Annotated in this window: 13 protein-coding genes; 10 read left to right on the plus strand and 3 right to left on the minus strand. The window is 74.2% G+C overall.

Going from position 1 to position 15,343, the window contains the following annotated elements; genetic code table 11:
- Positions 1-132: 132 nt before the first annotated feature.
- Entirely contained in the window at positions 133-669 is a 537-nt protein-coding gene (locus ACZ7EC_RS31990; protein ID WP_397983101.1) for a MarR family winged helix-turn-helix transcriptional regulator, read from the plus strand.
- A 49-nt stretch (positions 670-718) separates the two neighbouring features.
- Here the strand turns inward: ACZ7EC_RS31990 and ACZ7EC_RS31995 are convergent, their stop codons facing one another.
- On the minus strand, positions 719-2,398 hold the full coding sequence (locus ACZ7EC_RS31995; protein WP_471068621.1) for a chloride channel protein: 1,680 nt from the start codon (positions 2,396-2,398) through the stop codon (positions 719-721).
- 221 nt (positions 2,399-2,619) lie between these two features.
- On the opposite strand from ACZ7EC_RS31995, the gene ACZ7EC_RS32000 reads away from it, so the two are divergent.
- The 6 genes from ACZ7EC_RS32000 (at position 2,620) to ACZ7EC_RS32025 (ending at position 10,295) form a co-directional block, all read left to right on the plus strand.
- Positions 2,620-3,453 (plus strand): M55 family metallopeptidase, encoded by an 834-nt coding sequence (locus tag ACZ7EC_RS32000; RefSeq protein WP_471068448.1) that lies wholly within the window; start codon positions 2,620-2,622, stop codon positions 3,451-3,453.
- A complete protein-coding gene (locus tag ACZ7EC_RS32005; protein ID WP_471068450.1) occupies positions 3,446-4,750 on the plus strand; it encodes a M20/M25/M40 family metallo-hydrolase in 1,305 nt (434 codons plus the stop codon). Before ACZ7EC_RS32000 ends, ACZ7EC_RS32005 begins: the two co-directional genes overlap by 8 nt.
- 5 nt (positions 4,751-4,755) lie before the next feature.
- The gene (locus tag ACZ7EC_RS32010) at positions 4,756-6,723 is read left to right on the plus strand and encodes a dipeptidyl-peptidase 5 (RefSeq protein ID WP_471068452.1); all 1,968 of its coding nucleotides are present in this window, start codon (positions 4,756-4,758) and stop codon (positions 6,721-6,723) included.
- Positions 6,720-7,643 carry a S66 peptidase family protein gene (locus ACZ7EC_RS32015; RefSeq protein WP_471068455.1) on the plus strand — a complete coding sequence of 308 codons (924 nt, stop codon included), beginning with the start codon at positions 6,720-6,722 and terminating at the stop codon, positions 7,641-7,643. Before ACZ7EC_RS32010 ends, ACZ7EC_RS32015 begins: the two co-directional genes overlap by 4 nt.
- A gap of 41 nt (positions 7,644-7,684) precedes the next feature.
- Complete coding sequence (locus tag ACZ7EC_RS32020) at positions 7,685-8,230, plus strand: GNAT family N-acetyltransferase (protein ID WP_471068459.1); 546 nt, start codon at positions 7,685-7,687, stop codon at positions 8,228-8,230.
- Between the two features lie 91 nt (positions 8,231-8,321).
- Positions 8,322-10,295: a DUF5107 domain-containing protein gene (locus ACZ7EC_RS32025; RefSeq protein ID WP_471068461.1), complete on the plus strand. Its 1,974-nt coding sequence runs from the start codon at positions 8,322-8,324 to the stop codon at positions 10,293-10,295.
- A gap of 4 nt (positions 10,296-10,299) precedes the next feature.
- Here ACZ7EC_RS32025 and ACZ7EC_RS32030 read toward each other — a convergent pair whose 3' ends face one another.
- Positions 10,300-10,647 (minus strand): VOC family protein, encoded by a 348-nt coding sequence (locus ACZ7EC_RS32030; RefSeq protein WP_397983094.1) that lies wholly within the window; start codon positions 10,645-10,647, stop codon positions 10,300-10,302.
- A gap of 81 nt (positions 10,648-10,728) precedes the next feature.
- Here ACZ7EC_RS32030 and ACZ7EC_RS32035 point away from each other — a divergent pair, with 81 nt between their 5' ends.
- Positions 10,729-11,166, plus strand: coding sequence for a phage holin family protein (locus ACZ7EC_RS32035; RefSeq protein ID WP_471068464.1), 438 nt, complete (start codon positions 10,729-10,731; stop codon positions 11,164-11,166).
- Between the two features lie 56 nt (positions 11,167-11,222).
- Here ACZ7EC_RS32035 and ACZ7EC_RS32040 read toward each other — a convergent pair whose 3' ends face one another.
- Entirely contained in the window at positions 11,223-12,182 is a 960-nt protein-coding gene (locus ACZ7EC_RS32040; protein ID WP_471068467.1) for an LLM class F420-dependent oxidoreductase, read from the minus strand.
- A gap of 370 nt (positions 12,183-12,552) precedes the next feature.
- Between ACZ7EC_RS32040 and ACZ7EC_RS32045 the strand changes: the two genes are divergently transcribed.
- Positions 12,553-14,400 carry a transketolase gene (locus ACZ7EC_RS32045; RefSeq protein WP_471068469.1) on the plus strand — a complete coding sequence of 616 codons (1,848 nt, stop codon included), beginning with the start codon at positions 12,553-12,555 and terminating at the stop codon, positions 14,398-14,400.
- Positions 14,397-15,335, plus strand: a complete 939-nt coding sequence (ligD, locus tag ACZ7EC_RS32050) for a non-homologous end-joining DNA ligase (RefSeq protein WP_471068471.1) — start codon at positions 14,397-14,399, stop codon at positions 15,333-15,335. The genes ACZ7EC_RS32045 and ligD overlap by 4 nt, the downstream gene beginning before the upstream one ends.
- The last annotated feature ends 8 nt before the right edge of the window (positions 15,336-15,343 follow it).

The raw sequence follows: 15,343 nt of genomic DNA on the forward strand, positions 1-15,343 counted from the left end.
CTACGCCCCACCACCCCCCCCCCCCCTCTCCCCCCCCCCCCCCCCCCCCCCCCCCCCCCCCCCCCCCCCCCCCCCCTGGCCCCGCCGGGACTCTCGTGGAGCGGGGCGCGCCGCACGCGGTAGAAAGGACCCATGCCGGAACGAAAGACCCCCGCGGGCGCCTTGGACGATGTCGACGCGGTCACCAGGGCCGTGCTGACCGCATCCCGTCTGCTGGTGGCCGTGTCCGCCCGTTCCCTCGCCGCGGTGGAGGAGCGGGTGACCCTCGCCCAGTTCCGGATGCTCGTGGTGCTGGCGACGCGGGGGACGACCAAGCTGGTGGCGCTCGCCGAACTCCTCCAGGTGGCGCCCTCGACCGCGATGCGCATGGTCGACCGGCTCATCGCCGCCGGGCTCGCCGACCGGCAGCCCAATCCGGACAACCGGCGCGAGACCCTGCTGCGGGCGACCGACGAGGGCCGGCGCATCGTGGCGGACGTGACGGCCGGGCGCCGTGCCGAGATCGCCGCCATCGTGGCCAGGCTCCGCCCCACCGAGCGGCTGGCCCTCGTCGAGGCCCTGGACGCGTTCAACGAGGCGGGCGGCGAGCCGCCGGCCCCCGGCGCCGACGACCCCGAACCGCATCCGCTGGGCTGGATCGTGGACGGATCGCTGGCCCACGAGGTCTGAGCCCCGGCCGTCCGCGTCCCTTGCATGATGCAAAGAATCGGCTCGGCGCTCAGCTCGTCGCGTGCACCGCGCGCAACGCGCCCTGATGGCTGAGCCAGCCCACCGGGTCGCCCCGCTCCGCGTCGAGCACCGGTACCCCGCTCCCGGCCGCCGTGAGCAGGGTGTGCAGGGCCTGGGCGAGCGGCTGGTCGGCGGTCACCGGCGCGGGCGGCTCGGCGAGCGGACCCACGGTCGCCGGTGCCGCGTCCGGCTGCTCCGCCAGGGCCTCGGCGACCGCCCGCGCGGTGACGACGCCGACGTACGCCCCCTGGTCGTCGACCACCGGCAGCGCGCCGTGGCCCGAGCGGCCGAGCAGTTCGGCGGCGCCGGCCAGCGGGGTGGCCGCGGGCAGGGGTGCGGGCAGCGGCTCCATGACGGTGCCGACGCGCTGGGCGCCGATCGGCGCGCCGGGGGCGGGACCCTGGAGGTCGATGCCGCGGCGGCGCAGCTTGAGGGTGTAGACGGTGTCCCGGCACAGCAGCCTGCTGGTGACGGTGGCCAGCACGACGGCCAGCATCAGGGGCAGGATGATCGAGTACTCGCCGGTCAGCTCGAAGAGGATGACCACGGCGGTGATCGGCGCCCGTGCCGCACCGGCGAACACCGCGCCCATGCCGACCAGTGCGTACGCGCCCACGGCGCCGGCCGAGCCGGGCAGCAGGTGGTGGACGCCGATGCCGTACGCGGAGCCGAGCATCGCGCCGATGAACAGGCTCGGCGCGAAGACGCCGCCCGAGCCGCCGATGCCGATGGTGAGGCTGGTCGCCAGCATCTTTCCGGCGAGGAGCAGCAGCAGGAAGCCCGCCGCGTAGCCGCCCTCGGTCGCCCTCTGGAGGACCGGGTAGCCGACGCCGTACATCTGGGGCAGTGCCAGCAGCACCAGGCCGAGCGCGAGGCCGCCGACCGCGGGGCGCAGCCACTCCGGGCCCCGCCAGAGCCAGTCGCAGGCGTCCTCGACCAGGTAGAGGAAGCGGGTGAAGCCCACACCGACGGCGGCGGCGACCACCCCGAGCAGGGCGAACAGGCCGTACTGGGGGAGGTGGCCGACGTGGAAGTCCGGCAGGTTCAGAAAGGCGTTGTCGCCGAACGCGGCCCGTCCGATCACGCTCGCGGTGACGCTGGCCAGGACGGTCGCGCCGAACGCCTCGGCGGTGAAGGTGCCGAGGATCAGCTCCATGGCGAAGAAGACACCGGCCAGGGGTGCGTTGAAGGTGGCCGCGATGCCGCCCGCGGCGCCGCAGGCGACCAGCAGCTTCATCCGGCTCTCGGCCGACCGGGTCAGCCGGCCGAGGGTGGAGCCGAGCGCCGAGCCGATCTGCACGATGGGACCCTCGCGGCCCACCGACCCGCCGGAGCCGATGGTCAGTGCCGAGGCCAGCGTCTTGACGACGGCGACCTTGGGGCTGATCCGCCCGCCGCGCTGGGCGACGGCCAGCATGACCTCGGGCACGCCGTGCCCACGTGCCTCCTTGGCGAACCGGTTGACCAGGGGGCCGTAGAGCAGGCCGCCGACGACCGGGGCGAGGAGCACGAAACACGGGCCGAGCCAGGGCACGTGCGGGTTGTCCGCGCCGGGGGAGGCGGCGTAGTCGGCATGGCCGGACAGCAGCCGGGTGAACGTCCGGATGCACCAGCGGAAGACGATCGAGCCCAGGCCCGCCCCGGCGCCCACGACCACGGCCAGGACCAGGACGATCCAGGCGCCGTGCGGTGGACCTGCCGGTCCCGGTGCGGGCGCCCGGCCCCGTGCCGCCCCGCCCGGCCCGCGCTTTGTGTCCTTTGCCACCGATATGGCACTCATTGATTCTCCTCCCTCACTTTTGCATTATGCAAAACGCATGGGGGGTGCCGCCACGGCGCCGCCGCGGCACTGGTGGTCCGGGGACCCCGCAGCGCGTAACGTGACGCTCCATGAAGATCCTCATCAGTGCCGACATGGAGGGGGCCACGGGCGTCACCTGGCCGGCGGACGTACTGCCGGGGACGCCGCAGTGGGAGCGGTGCCGGGGGATGTTCACCTCGGACGTGAACGCCGCCGTACAGGGCTTCTTCGACGGCGGCGCCGACGAGGTACTCGTCAACGAGGCCCACTGGACCATGCGCAATCTGCTGCTGGAACAGCTGGACGAGCGGGTGGAGATGCTCACCGGGCGGCACAAGGAGCTGTCCATGGTGGAAGGCGTCCAGCACGGCGACGTGGACGGCATCGCCTTCGTCGGCTACCACGCGGGCGCCGGAATGGAGGGCGTACTCGCCCACACCTACCTCGCCAACCAGATCACCGGCGTCTGGCTGAACGACGTACGCGCCAGCGAGGGCCTGCTCAACGCGCACGTCGTCGCCGAGTACGGCGTCCCCGTCGTCCTCGTCACGGGCGACGACGTGGCCTGCGAGGACGCGCTCGGCTACGCGCCCGAGGCACTGAAGGTCGCCGTCAAGGACCATGTGTCGCGGTACGCGGCCGTGTGCCGCACCCCGGCCCGTACCGCCGCCGGCATCCGCGCCGCCGCCAAGGAGGCCGCGCGGCTCGCCGTGCGCCACGCGCCGGTGGAGGCGGGGCCGTTCACCGTCGCCGTGGAGTTCGACGCCGAGCACCTGGCGATGGCCGCGACGGTGGTGCCGGGGGTCGCGCGCATCGGCGAGCGGAAGGTGGCGTACACCAGCGCCACCATGTACGAGGGCATCCGGACGTTCAAGGCGGTCACCACGATCGTCTCCAGCGCCGTGGAGGAGCAGTATGGCTGACGCGCAAGCCCTCGACGAGGTCGTGGAGTTCACCTCGGGACTGATCCGGATCGACACCACCAACCGCGGCGGCGGCGACTGCCGGGAGCGGCCCGCCGCCGAGTACGCCGCCGAGCGGCTGGCCGGCGCCGGCCTCGAACCGCTGCTGCTGGAGCGGACCGAGGGCCGCACCAATGTGGTCGCCCGGATCGAGGGCACCGATCCGGGGGCCGACGCCCTGCTGGTCCACGGTCATCTCGACGTGGTGCCCGCCGAGGCCGCCGACTGGAGCGTGCACCCCTTCTCCGGAGAGGTCCGCGACGGAGTGGTGTGGGGGCGCGGCGCCGTCGACATGAAGAACATGGACGCGATGATCCTCGCCGTCGTCCGCTCCTGGGCCCGCTCGGGAGTGCGGCCCCGCCGCGACCTGGTCATCGCGTTCACCGCCGACGAGGAGGCCAGCGCCGAGGACGGCTCCGGCTTCCTCGCCGACGAACACGCCGGGCTGTTCGAGGGCTGCACCGAGGGCATCGGCGAGTCCGGCGCCTTCACCTTCCACGACGGTGCCGGGCGGCAGATCTACCCGATCGCGGCCGGAGAACGCGGCACCGGCTGGCTCAAGCTGACCGCCCGCGGGCGCGCCGGGCACGGCTCGAAGGTGAACGAGGAGAACGCGGTGACCCGGCTCGCCGCCGCCGTCACCCGCATCGGCGAGCACGAGTGGCCGCCGCGGCTCACCCCGACCGTGCGCGCCGCGCTCACCGAACTCGCCGCGGTGTACGGCATCGACGCCGACTTCCGCGACGTCGAACGGCTGCTGGAGAAGCTGGGCCCGGCCGCCAGGCTGGTCGAATCGACCATCCGCAACAGTGCCAACCCGACCATGCTGGACGCCGGTTACAAGGTGAACGTGATCCCCGGTGAGGCCGTCGCGCATGTCGACGGGCGCTTTCTGCCGGACGGCGAGGAGGAGTTCACCGCCACCCTCGACCGGCTCACCGGCCCGGACGTCGACTGGGAGTTCGCCCACCGCGAGGTGGCCCTCCAGGCACCGGTGGACGTGCCGCTGTTCGCACGGATGCGGGACGCCGTACGGGAGTTCGCGCCCGAGGGCCACGTCGTGCCGTACTGCATGTCGGGCGGCACCGACGCCAAGCAGTTCTCCCGGCTCGGCATCACCGGCTACGGCTTCGCCCCGCTGAAGCTGCCCGAGGACCTCGACTACCAGGCGCTGTTCCACGGCGTGGACGAACGCGTGCCCGTCGAGGCGCTGCACTTCGGTGTCCGCGTCCTCGACCGCTTCCTGCGCACGGCCTAGACGACATGGGGGAGGACAACATGCTCACGACGCCCTACGGCACCTGGCCGTCACCCATCGACGCGGCGCTCGCCGCCGCCCACGACGGCCGCCCGGACTGGGTGGGCTACGTCGGGGACGAGACCTGGTGGACCGAACCCCGCCCCGGCGAGGGTGGCCGCCGCGCCCTGATGCGGCGACGCGCCGACGGCACCGAGGAGTCGCTGCTGCCCGCGCCGTGGAACGTGCGCAGCCGTGTCATCGAGTACGGCGGCCGGCCCTGGACCGCCGGGACGCAGGGCGGCACGCCCCTCGTGGTGTTCGCCCACTTCGCCGACCAGCGGCTCTACCGGTACGAGCCCGGCGGCGAGCCCCGCCCGCTCACCCCGCTCTCCCCGGTCGGCGGCGGACTGCGCTGGGCCGAGCCGCGCCTCGACCTCGAACGGGGCGAAGTGTGGTGCGTGCTGGAGGAGTTCACCGGCGACGACCCCGGCGACGTGCGGCGCGTCCTCGCCGCCGTACCGCTGGACGGCTCCGCCGCCGAGGACCGCGGCGCGGTGCGCGAACTCACCGCGGAACGCCATCGGTTCGTCACCGGCCCCCGGCTCTCCCCGGACGGCCGGCGCGCCGCCTGGCTCGCCTGGGACCATCCCCGGATGCCCTGGGAGGGCACCGAACTGCTGGTCGCCGACGTCGGCGAGGACGGCACCCTGCACGGCGCGCACACCGTCGCCGGAGGCCCCGACGAGGCCGTCGCACAGGTGGAATGGGCCGCGGACGGCAGACTCCTGTACTCCAGCGACCGCGGCGGCTGGTGGAACCTCTACCGCGACGGCGTCCCGCTGTGCACCCGCGAGGAGGAGTTCGGCGGCCCGCTGTGGCAACTGGGCCTGCGCTGGTTCGCGCCCCTGGACAGCGGCCTGATCGCGGTCGTGCACGGCAAGGGTTCGACCCTGCTCGGCATCCTGGACCCGGAGACCGGGGAGATCGTGGACGCCGCCGGACCGTGGACCGAGTTCGCGCCGAGCCTCGCCGTGCACGGCGGCCGGGTCGCCGCCGTCGGCGCCAGCCCGCGCAGCGCCTACGAGGTGGTCGAGCTGGACACCACCACCGGCCGCGCCCGCGCCGTCGGCGCCCGCCACCGGGACCCGGTGGACCCCGCCTACTACCCCGAGCCGCAGATCCGCGTCTTCACCGGACCCGACGGCCGCGAGGTGCACGCCCACATCTACCCGCCGCACCACCCCGAGCGCACCGCGCCCGACGGCGAGCTGCCGCCGTACGTCGTCTGGGCGCACGGCGGTCCCACCAGCAGGGCGCCGCTCGTCCTCGACCTGGAGATCGCCTACTTCACCTCACGGGGCATCGGTGTCGCCGAGGTCAACTACGGCGGCTCCACCGGATACGGCCGCGCCTACCGCGAGCGGCTGCGCGAGCAGTGGGGCGTGGTCGACGTGGAGGACTGCGCGGCCGTCGCCCGCGCGCTGGCCGGGGAGGGCACCGCGGACCCCGGCCGGCTCGCGATCCGGGGCGGCAGCGCGGGCGGCTGGACCACCGCGGCCTCCCTCACCACCACCGGCGTCTACGCGTGCGGCACCATCCTCTACCCCATCCTGGATCTGACCGGCTGGGGCTCCGGCGGCACCCACGACTTCGAGTCGCGCTACCTGGAGTCCCTGATCGGGCCGTTCACCGAGGTACCGACCCGCTACACCGAGCGCTCGCCGGCGAACCACGCCGACCGGCTCACCGTGCCGTTCCTGATGCTCCAGGGCCTGGACGACGTGATCTGCCCGCCCGTGCAGTGTGAGGAGTTCCTCGCCCGCCTCCAGGGCAAGGGCGTCCCGCACGCCTACCTCACCTTCGAGGGGGAGGGGCACGGCTTCCGCAGGGCGGACACCATGATCCGCGCCCTGGAGTCCGAACTCTCCCTGTACGCCCAGGTGTTCAAGCTGGACGTGCCCGGCCTGCCCCGACTGGAGCTGCACCGGTGAGACCCCTCGTCCGCCCGCCACGGCTGGCACCGGGCGCCCGCGTGGCCGTCGTCGCCCCCAGTGGGCCCGTACCCGAGGAGCGCGTCCAGGCGGGTCTCGACGTACTGCGCGGCTGGGACCTCGACCCGGTCGTCATGCCCCATGTCCTGGCCCGGCACGGGCAGTTGGGCTACCTGGCGGGCAGCGACGCCGAGCGGGCCGCGGATCTCCAGCGGGCCTGGTGCGATCCGTCGGTGGCCGCGGTGCTGTGCGCCCGCGGCGGCTACGGCGCCCAGCGCATGGTCGATCTGATCGACTGGGAGGCGATGCGCGCGGCCGGGCCGAAGGTCTTCGCCGGGTTCAGCGACATCACCCATCTGCACCAGGCGTTCGCCACCCGTCTGGGCCTGGTCACGCTGTACGGGCCGGTGGCCGCCGGGATCGACTTCATCAAGAGCGCGCGGGCGCAGGACCATCTCAAGGCCACGCTGTTCGCGCCCGAGACGGTACGCACCATCGCCACGACCGGAACCCCGCTGGTGCCCGGCCGGGCCGGCGGGGTGACCCTCGGCGGCTACCTCGGCGGGCTCGCCGCCGACCTCGGCACCCCGTTCGCCCCGGCCGGTGCGCGCGGCGGGCTGCTGATGATCGAGGACGTGACCGAACAGCCGTACCGCATCGACCGGTTGCTCACCCAGCTGCTGCGCTCCGGATGGCTCGACGGGGTCGCCGGGATCGGGCTCGGCTCCTGGGAGCGCTGCGGCCCGTACGAGGAGGTGCGCGCCGTCCTCGCGGACCGGCTCGGCGGACTCGGGGTGCCGGTCCTCCAGGAGATGGGGTTCGGGCACTGCGAGGGCGCGCTGACCATCCCGTTCGGGGTGCGGGCGGAGCTGGACGCGGACGCGGGGACGCTGACGCTGGCGGAGCCCGCGCTGCGCTGATCCTGCCGTCTGCGACGGGGCGGGACACGTAAGCTGGCCGGATGCCGCACACCGCGTCCCGCTACCTCGCCGAAGCCCCCCGTGTGGGCATCCGTCACTTCACCCTGGCGGACGGACCCGAGTTCACCGCGCGCGCCCGCGAGAGCAGGGACCTGCACCGGCCGTGGCTGTTCCCGCCGGACACCGAGGACGCCTACGCCGACTACGCCGGGCGGCTGATCGAGGACCCGGCGAAGGCCGGCTTCCTGGTGTGCGAGCGCGACAGCGGGGACATCGCCGGCTTCATCAACATCAACAACATCGTCCGGGGCGGCTTCCGCTGCGGCGCCCTCGGCTACGGCGCGTTCGCGCACGCCGCCGGGCGGGGCCTGATGCGCGAGGGCCTGGAGCTGGTGATCGGCCACGCCTTCGGGCCGCTCGGTCTGCACCGCCTGGAGATCAACGCCCAGCCGGAGAACACCGCCTCGATCGCGCTGGCCCGGAGCGCCGGGTTCCGCCTGGAGGGCTTCTCACCGAAGATGATCTACATCGACGGGGACTGGCGGGACCACGAACGCTGGGCGCTCACCACCGAGATGCGCGCCTGACCTCGCACGCCCCGCCGCGCCGGGACACCGGCGCCCTTTGCGCAATCCTGACCGGCAGCTCCCCTGGCCGAGTCACCGCCCGCCGGGTTCCATGGTCGTCGTGACAAGGATCCGACGTGAGGTACTGACCCTGCCCGCCGCCGAGTTGGGCCCGGACAACCCGCTGCCCGCACTGCGCCCGCTCGACGAGGTCCACCGCGCCGACGACCGGGACCTCGACGGCATACCCCGCGACATGGCGCGCGGGATCGGCTACGCGCCGCTGCGCAGCCTGCTGCCGGTCCGCCTCCGCGACGGCTACGACAGGATGCGCGCGCCCCGCCGGCTCGACGCCCTGGTGATCGAGAACGACCGGCTGCGCGCCACCGTCCTGCCCGGTCTCGGCGGCCGTGTCGCCTCCCTCGTCCACCTGCCGACCGGCCGCGAACTCCTGTACCGCAACCCGGTGTTCCAGCCCGCCGACTTCGCCCTCAACGGCGCCTGGTACTCCGGCGGCATCGAGTGGAACATCGGCGCCACCGGCCACACCACCCTGTCCTGCGCACCTCTGCACGCCGCGCGCGTCCCCGCCCCCGACGGCGGGCAGATGCTGCGCCTGTGGGAGTGGGAGCGGCTGCGCGACCTGCCCTTCCAGGTCGACCTGTGGCTGCCGGACGGCTCCGACTTCCTCTACGCCGGTGTCCGCGTCCGCAATCCGCACCCGCACCCGGTGCCCGCGTACTGGTGGACCAACATCGCGGTACCCGAGAAGGTCCGCGTCCTCGCCCCGGCCGAGGAAGCCTGGCACTTCGGCTACGAGCGGCGGCTGCGCCGGGTGCCGGTCCCGTCGTACGACGGCATCGACCGCACGTACCCGCTCAACAGCCCGTACGCCGCCGACTACTTCTACGACATCCCCGACGGCCGGCGCCGCTGGATCGTCGCGCTGGGCGCGGACGGGCGCGGGCTGGTGCAGACGTCCACCGACGCGCTGCGCGGCCGCAAGCTGTTCGTCTGGGGCAGCGGGGCCGGCGGCCGCCGCTGGCAGCAGTGGCTCACCGAGCCCGGCACCGGGGGCTACTGCGAGATCCAGGCGGGCCTCGCCCGCACCCAGCTGGAGCACGTCCGGCTGGCCGCGGAGAGCGAGGTGAGCTGGCTGGAGGCGTACGGCCCGCTCGACACCGCGCCCGCGGGGGAGTGGCCCGGCGCCGTCCGGCAGGCCGAGCGGCGGCTGGAGTCGGCGCTGCCCCGCGCCCGCGTCGAGGAGGCGTACACCCGGTGGCGGCCCGCCGCCGACACCGAACCCGGCGAGATCCTCGCCACCGGCTCCGGCTGGGGCGCGCTCGAAGTGCTGCGCGCCGGATGGAAGCTGCCCGGCACACCCTTCCCCGAGTCCACGCTCGGCCAGGACCAGGCGCCCTGGCGGGAGTTGCTGCGCACCGGCAGTCTGCCCGCCCCGCCCGGCGCGTGGCCGGGCGCCGAGACGCTGGTCGCCCCGCACTGGCGGGAACTGCTGGAGACCGCGCCCGCCACCTGGCACACCGAGTACCACCTCGGCATCGCCCAGTGGCACGCGGGCGACCGCGCCCAGGCCGTGCGCAGCTGGGAACGCGCCCTGCCGCACGCGCCCGCGCGCTGGCCGCTGCTGCGCGCTCTCGCCGTCGCGGACACGGACGACGGCCACCACGAGCGGGCCGCCGACCGGTACGCCGGCGCCTTCGCCGACCTGTGCGCCACCGCTCGCCCCGAGGACGGCGGCCGGGACGCGGACCGCACCGCCGTGCTGGCCGCCCTCGGCCGCGAGACGCTCGAAGCGCTGCTGCGGGCCGGGCGGACGGCGGAGGCCCGCGCCGTCTGGGAGCGGCTGCCCCCGGCCGTCCGGCAGCGCGGCCGATTCCGGCTGCTGGAGGCGGAGTTGCTGCTCGCGGAGGGCCGGCGGGACGCGGCGCGGGCCGTGTTCGACGCCGGGTTCGAGGTCGCCGACCTGCGGGAGGGTTCCCGCGCGCTCGACCGCGTGTGGGCCCGGCTCACCGGCGAACCCCTGCCCGCCCGCTACGACTTCCGGATGCGCCCCGACCTGGGTTGAGCCGTCAGCCGTGCTGGTCCACGTACTCGAAGATCGATCCGTCCGGGTGCATCGCGAGCATGTTGCGGCCCGCCGGCGTCGGCACCGGCTCCACCAGGATGCGGGCACCGAGGCCGGTCAGCAGCTCCTGCGCCTCGCCCACGTCCTTGACGGCGATGGTCGCGGTGACCTTCCGCAGGATGTCCAGCTCCGCCTCCGGACCGCTCATCAGCAGGAAGGAGCCGATCGCGGCGACCCGCACCCCGCCCCGTTCGAAACGCTGGGCGGTGCCACCGGCCAGCCGCTCGTAGAAGGGGATCGCGGTCTCGATGTCGGCAACGCAGATACGCAGCGAGGCGCCCATAATCTCCATACCGGCGAGCCTAGTTGGGATCAGGGCCCGCGCGCAGGTCCCCCGGAGTTACCCGAGATGCGCACAGGGTACCCGCGTACCATGAACCGTTCACAGCCTTTGGATCATCTGGAACATCTCGACAAGGAGCTGGTCGAGGAGCTGGCTCAGGTGGCCCGCGTGACGGTACGGGAGGAGCTGCGCGAGCAGACCCGCAAGCAGCGCCGTACCGCCGTGCTCTACGGCGCGTCGGGCGCCGCCGCCCTGTACGCGGGCGGCGCGGTCGTCGTCGCCGTCGGGCTGGCCCTGGCGACCGGGCTGCCCGGCTGGGCGGCCGCGCTGATCACCGGAGCGCTGCTGGCCGTGGTGGCGTACGCGCTGCGGGCCAGTGCCCACTCCTCGTCCTCCGGACACCAGCCGCACCCGCCGCACCATGTGATCGGCGGCACCCCGCCGGTCGCCCCGCCGGGCGGCCTCGGCCTGCCGTACCCGCCGGTCCCCGAGAACCCGCCGGCCGGACTGGACGACCCGCGCCGGTGACGAGTGACGAGTGACAAGCGGAGCGGGGCGCCCTGTCCGGGGGCGCCCCGCCCGGCTCAGCCCTCGGCCAGCCGGGGCAGCACCTTCGTACGGTAGAAGTCGAAGAAGCCCTGCTGGTCGGGGCCGATCTGGTTGACGTACACGCGGTCGAACCCGGCATCGCCGAAGGCGCGCAGGGCGGCGGCGTGTTCGTCCGGATCGTCGCCGCACACCACGTTCTGCCGGACCATGTCCGGCGTGACCAGCTCGTGCAGCTGCTCGAAGTGCTTGGGGGAGGGCAGGACTTGGCCCATCTCGCCGGGCAGCAGCTCGTTGTACCAGAGCCGGTGCACCTGGCGGACGCACTCCTCGCGGTCGGTGCCGTAGCAGACCTTGGTGCCGCCGCTGACGAGCTTGGCCCCGCCGCCGCCCTTGCGGAAGGAGGTGACCATCTCCTCCTCCGGCATCATGGTGATGTAGCCGTCGCCCACCCGCGCGGCGAGCGCCGTCGCCTTGGGGCCGAAGCCGGAGATGTCGATCGGGACCGGCTCGTCGGGCACCGTGTACAGGCGGGCGTTCTCCACGGTGTAGTGCGTCCCGTGGTGGTCGACCTCCTCGCCGGTGAACAGCCGGCGCATCACCTGCACCGCTTCCTCCAGCATCTCCAGACGCACGTGCGCCGGGGGCCAGCGGTCACCGAGGATGTGCTCGTTCAACGCCTCGCCGGTGCCGAGGCCCAGCCGGAAGCGGCCCCCGGTCTGCACCGCGCAGGTGGCCGCGGCATGCGCCGTCACCGCCGGGTGCATCCGCACGGTCGGGCAGGTAACGGCGGTCTCGATGGGCAGCGACACGGCCTGGGAGAGCGCGCCGATCACCGACCAGACGAAGGGGCTCTGGCCCTGCGCGTCGTTCCACGGGTGGAAGTGGTCCGAGATCCACAGCGCCTGGAACCCGGCCTGCTCGGCCATCCGCGCCTGCTCCACGAGCGCGGCCGGACCGTGCTCCTCGCTCGCCAGGAAATAGCCGTACTCGGGCATGAGGGGACCTCCGGGTGCCGGAACGGGGTGTGCGTGTCCGCGGCCGGGTAACCGGGGGTACCGGGGCGAAACGCGCCCGGCACCGCCGTGGCCCGCACCGAGGCGGCCCGTACCGACGTGCCGGGCCGCCCGCGCACCTGCGGGGCGGTCCGTGTGTGCTCCGGCCGGGTGAGCGCCCCCGCGTTTGGTTGGCCGGGCCCCGGATACGCGGAAGACCTCGCACGAGCCCACCGCCCGAGGCGCCGCCGCGCGGCGGGGAACGCCGGTCCCGGACCCCCGGCACGCACCCGCCCGGTCGCACCCGCGCCGCCCTGGTGAATCCGGGTGCCGGCCATCCACCGACGATTCACGATCTCGCGCAAGGAGAACCATGGACACCGCCGAACTCGCCGAACTCGGACAGCAGTTGCGCGTCGACAGCGTACGGGCCGCCGCGGCGGCGGGCTCCGGGCACCCCACGTCCTCGATGTCCGCCGCCGACCTGGTGGCCGTCCTGCTCGCCAACCATCTGCGCTACGACTTCGAGCGCCCCGAGCATCCCGCCAACGACCGCTTCGTGCTGTCCAAGGGCCACGCCTCGCCCCTGCTGTACTCCGCCTACAAGGCGGCCGGCGCCATCGAGGACGGCGAGCTGGTCACCTTCCGCAAGCTGGGCAGCCGGCTCGAAGGACATCCGACGCCCCGCAGGCTGCCCTGGGTGGAGACGGCCACCGGCTCCCTCGGCCAGGGTCTGCCCGTAGGGGTCGGCATCGCGCTCGCCGGGCTGCGCCTGGACCGCACCGGCTACCGGGTGTGGGTGCTGTGCGGGGACAGCGAGCTGGCGGAGGGCTCGATCTGGGAGGCCGCCGAGCACGCCGGGTTCGAGAACCTGGACAACCTCAAGGTGATCGTCGACGTCAACCGGCTCGGGCAGCGCGGCCCCACCCGGCACGGCCACGACCTGGACGCCTACGCCCGCCGCTTCCAGGCATTCGGCTGGCACACCATCGAGATCGACGGCCATGACGTGGACGCGATCGACCGGGCGTACGGAGAGGCGCTGTCCACCACCGGGCAGCCGGTGGCGATCCTCGCCCGCACCCTCAAGGGCAAGGGCGTGGCCGCCGTGGAGGACCGGGAGGGCCAGCACGGCAAGCCGCTGCCCGACGCCGACGAGGCGATCGCCGAACTCGGCGGTCCCCGCCGGCTGCGGCTGCGCGTGGGCGAGCCGCCGGCCGCCGCCGCGCTGCACGACCACACCACCGAGGCGATCCGGCTGCCGCGCTACGACAAGGGCGACGAGGCCGCCACACGGGACGCCTTCGGCGCCGCCCTCGCCGCGCTCGGCGACGCGCGCGGCGACGTCGTCGCCCTGGACGGCGAGGTCGGCGACTCCACCCGCACCGAGGAGTTCGCCAAGGCGCACCCCGATCGCTTCTTCGAGTGCTACATCGCCGAGCAGCAGCTCGTCGCCACGGCCGTCGGGATGGCGGCACGCGGCTGGGTGCCGTACGCCGCGACGTTCGCCGCGTTCCTCACCCGCGCCCACGACTTCGTGCGCATGGCCTCCATCAGCGGCTCCGGCATCAACCTCGTCGGCTCGCACGCCGGCGTCGCGATCGGCCAGGACGGGCCCTCCCAGATGGGCCTGGAGGACCTCGCCATGTTCCGCTCCGTGTACGGCTCCACGGTCCTCTACCCCTGCGACGCCAACCAGACCGCCCGGCTGGCCGCCACCATGGCCGGCCTCGACGGCATCCGCTATCTGCGCACCTCCCGCGGCAAGACCCCGGTGCTCTACGACGCCGACGAGGAGTTCCCGGTCGGCGGCAGCAAGACGCTGCGCTCCTCGGAGGATGACCGGCTGACCATCGTCGCCGCCGGGGTCACCGTGCCGGAGGCCCTCGCGGCGGCCGACCGGCTCGCCGAGGACGGCATCGCGGTCAGGGTGATCGACCTGTACTCGGTCAAGCCCGTGGACGCCGAGACGCTGCGCCGGGCCGCGGAGGACACCGGCTGCCTGCTCACCGTCGAGGACCATCACCCCGAGGGCGGCATCGGGGACGCGGTCGCGGAGTCCTTCGCCGACGGCCGCCCGGTGCCCCGCCTGGTCCGGCTCGGGGTCCGTACGATGCCCGGCTCGGCCGCTCCGGACGAGCAGCTGCACGCCGCCGGCATCGACTCCCTCGGCATCGTGGCCGCGGCGAAGCTGCTGGTGGAGGAGGCGGTGGTGCGGTGAGCGACGGCGCGCCGCGGCGGATACGGGCGGGCCGCCGGGTGGTGCGGATCCAGCGGCCGGGGAAGATCCTCTTCCCCGGCCGCGGGGGTACGCCGGAGTACACCAAGGGCGACCTGGCCGACTACTACCGCTCGGTCGCCCCTTACCTGCTGCCGCACCTCAGGGGCCGCCCGCTGATGCTGGAGCGCCACCCGGACGGTGTCGACGGCCCGCGGTTCATGCAGAAGAACACCCCCGAGCACTACCCGGAGTGGATCACCCGCGCCGAGGTCCCCAAGGAGGGCGGCACCGTCAGGCACGTGGTGTGCGACGACACCGCCACCCTCCTCTTCCTCGCCGACCAGGCCTGCGTCACCCTGCACCGCTGGCTCTCCCGCACCGACCGGGCCGCCGGCCCCGGCCGCCCCGACCGGCTGGTGTTCGACCTCGACCCACCGGACGAGGACTTCGCCCCCGTCCGCGAGGCCGCCGCCGTGCTGCGCGCGCTGCTGGACGAACTCGCCCTGCCCGCCGCCCCGATGACCACCGGCTCGCGCGGACTGCACCTCGTCGTCCCGCTCGACGGACGCCAGGGCTTCGACGAGGTACGGCAATTCGCCCACGACGTCGCCGAACTCGCCGCCGCACGGCACCCCGACGGGCTCACCACCGCCGTCCGCAAGGAGGACCGCGGCGGGCGCCTCTACCTCGACGTGCAGCGCAACGCCTACGCCCAGACCGCCGTGGCCCCCTACACGGTCCGCGCCCGCCCCGGCGCCCCCGTCGCCGTCCCCGTCGCCTGGCCGCAGCTGGACGACCCCGGTGTCCACGCCCGCCGCTGGACCATCGCCGACGCCCTCGAACAGGCCCGCACCGACCCCTGGGCCGACCTGCCGGCCCGCGGCCGCGGCCTCGGGCCCGCCCGGCGGCGCCTCGCGGAGCTGCGCGGGGACTGAGAGCGGTC

This window comes from Streptomyces sp. NPDC037203 (assembly GCF_055605065.1).

What these genes read in the sequence shown, in the direction of transcription:
- ACZ7EC_RS31990 (WP_397983101.1), top strand. Translation starts at nt 133, where the DNA reads ATGCCGGAACGAAAGACCCCCGCGGGCGCCTTGGACGATGTCGACGCG.
- ACZ7EC_RS32000 (WP_471068448.1), top strand. Translation starts at nt 2,620, where the DNA reads ATGAAGATCCTCATCAGTGCCGACATGGAGGGGGCCACGGGCGTCACC.
- ACZ7EC_RS32005 (WP_471068450.1), top strand. Translation starts at nt 3,446, where the DNA reads ATGGCTGACGCGCAAGCCCTCGACGAGGTCGTGGAGTTCACCTCGGGA.
- ACZ7EC_RS32010 (WP_471068452.1), top strand. Translation starts at nt 4,756, where the DNA reads ATGGGGGAGGACAACATGCTCACGACGCCCTACGGCACCTGGCCGTCA.
- ACZ7EC_RS32020 (WP_471068459.1), top strand. Translation starts at nt 7,685, where the DNA reads ATGCCGCACACCGCGTCCCGCTACCTCGCCGAAGCCCCCCGTGTGGGC.
- ACZ7EC_RS32025 (WP_471068461.1), top strand. Translation starts at nt 8,322, where the DNA reads ATGGTCGTCGTGACAAGGATCCGACGTGAGGTACTGACCCTGCCCGCC.
- ACZ7EC_RS32030 (WP_397983094.1), bottom strand. Translation starts at nt 10,647, where the DNA reads ATGGAGATTATGGGCGCCTCGCTGCGTATCTGCGTTGCCGACATCGAG.
- ACZ7EC_RS32035 (WP_471068464.1), top strand. Translation starts at nt 10,729, where the DNA reads ATGAACCGTTCACAGCCTTTGGATCATCTGGAACATCTCGACAAGGAG.
- ACZ7EC_RS32040 (WP_471068467.1), bottom strand. Translation starts at nt 12,182, where the DNA reads ATGCCCGAGTACGGCTATTTCCTGGCGAGCGAGGAGCACGGTCCGGCC.
- ACZ7EC_RS32045 (WP_471068469.1), top strand. Translation starts at nt 12,553, where the DNA reads ATGGACACCGCCGAACTCGCCGAACTCGGACAGCAGTTGCGCGTCGAC.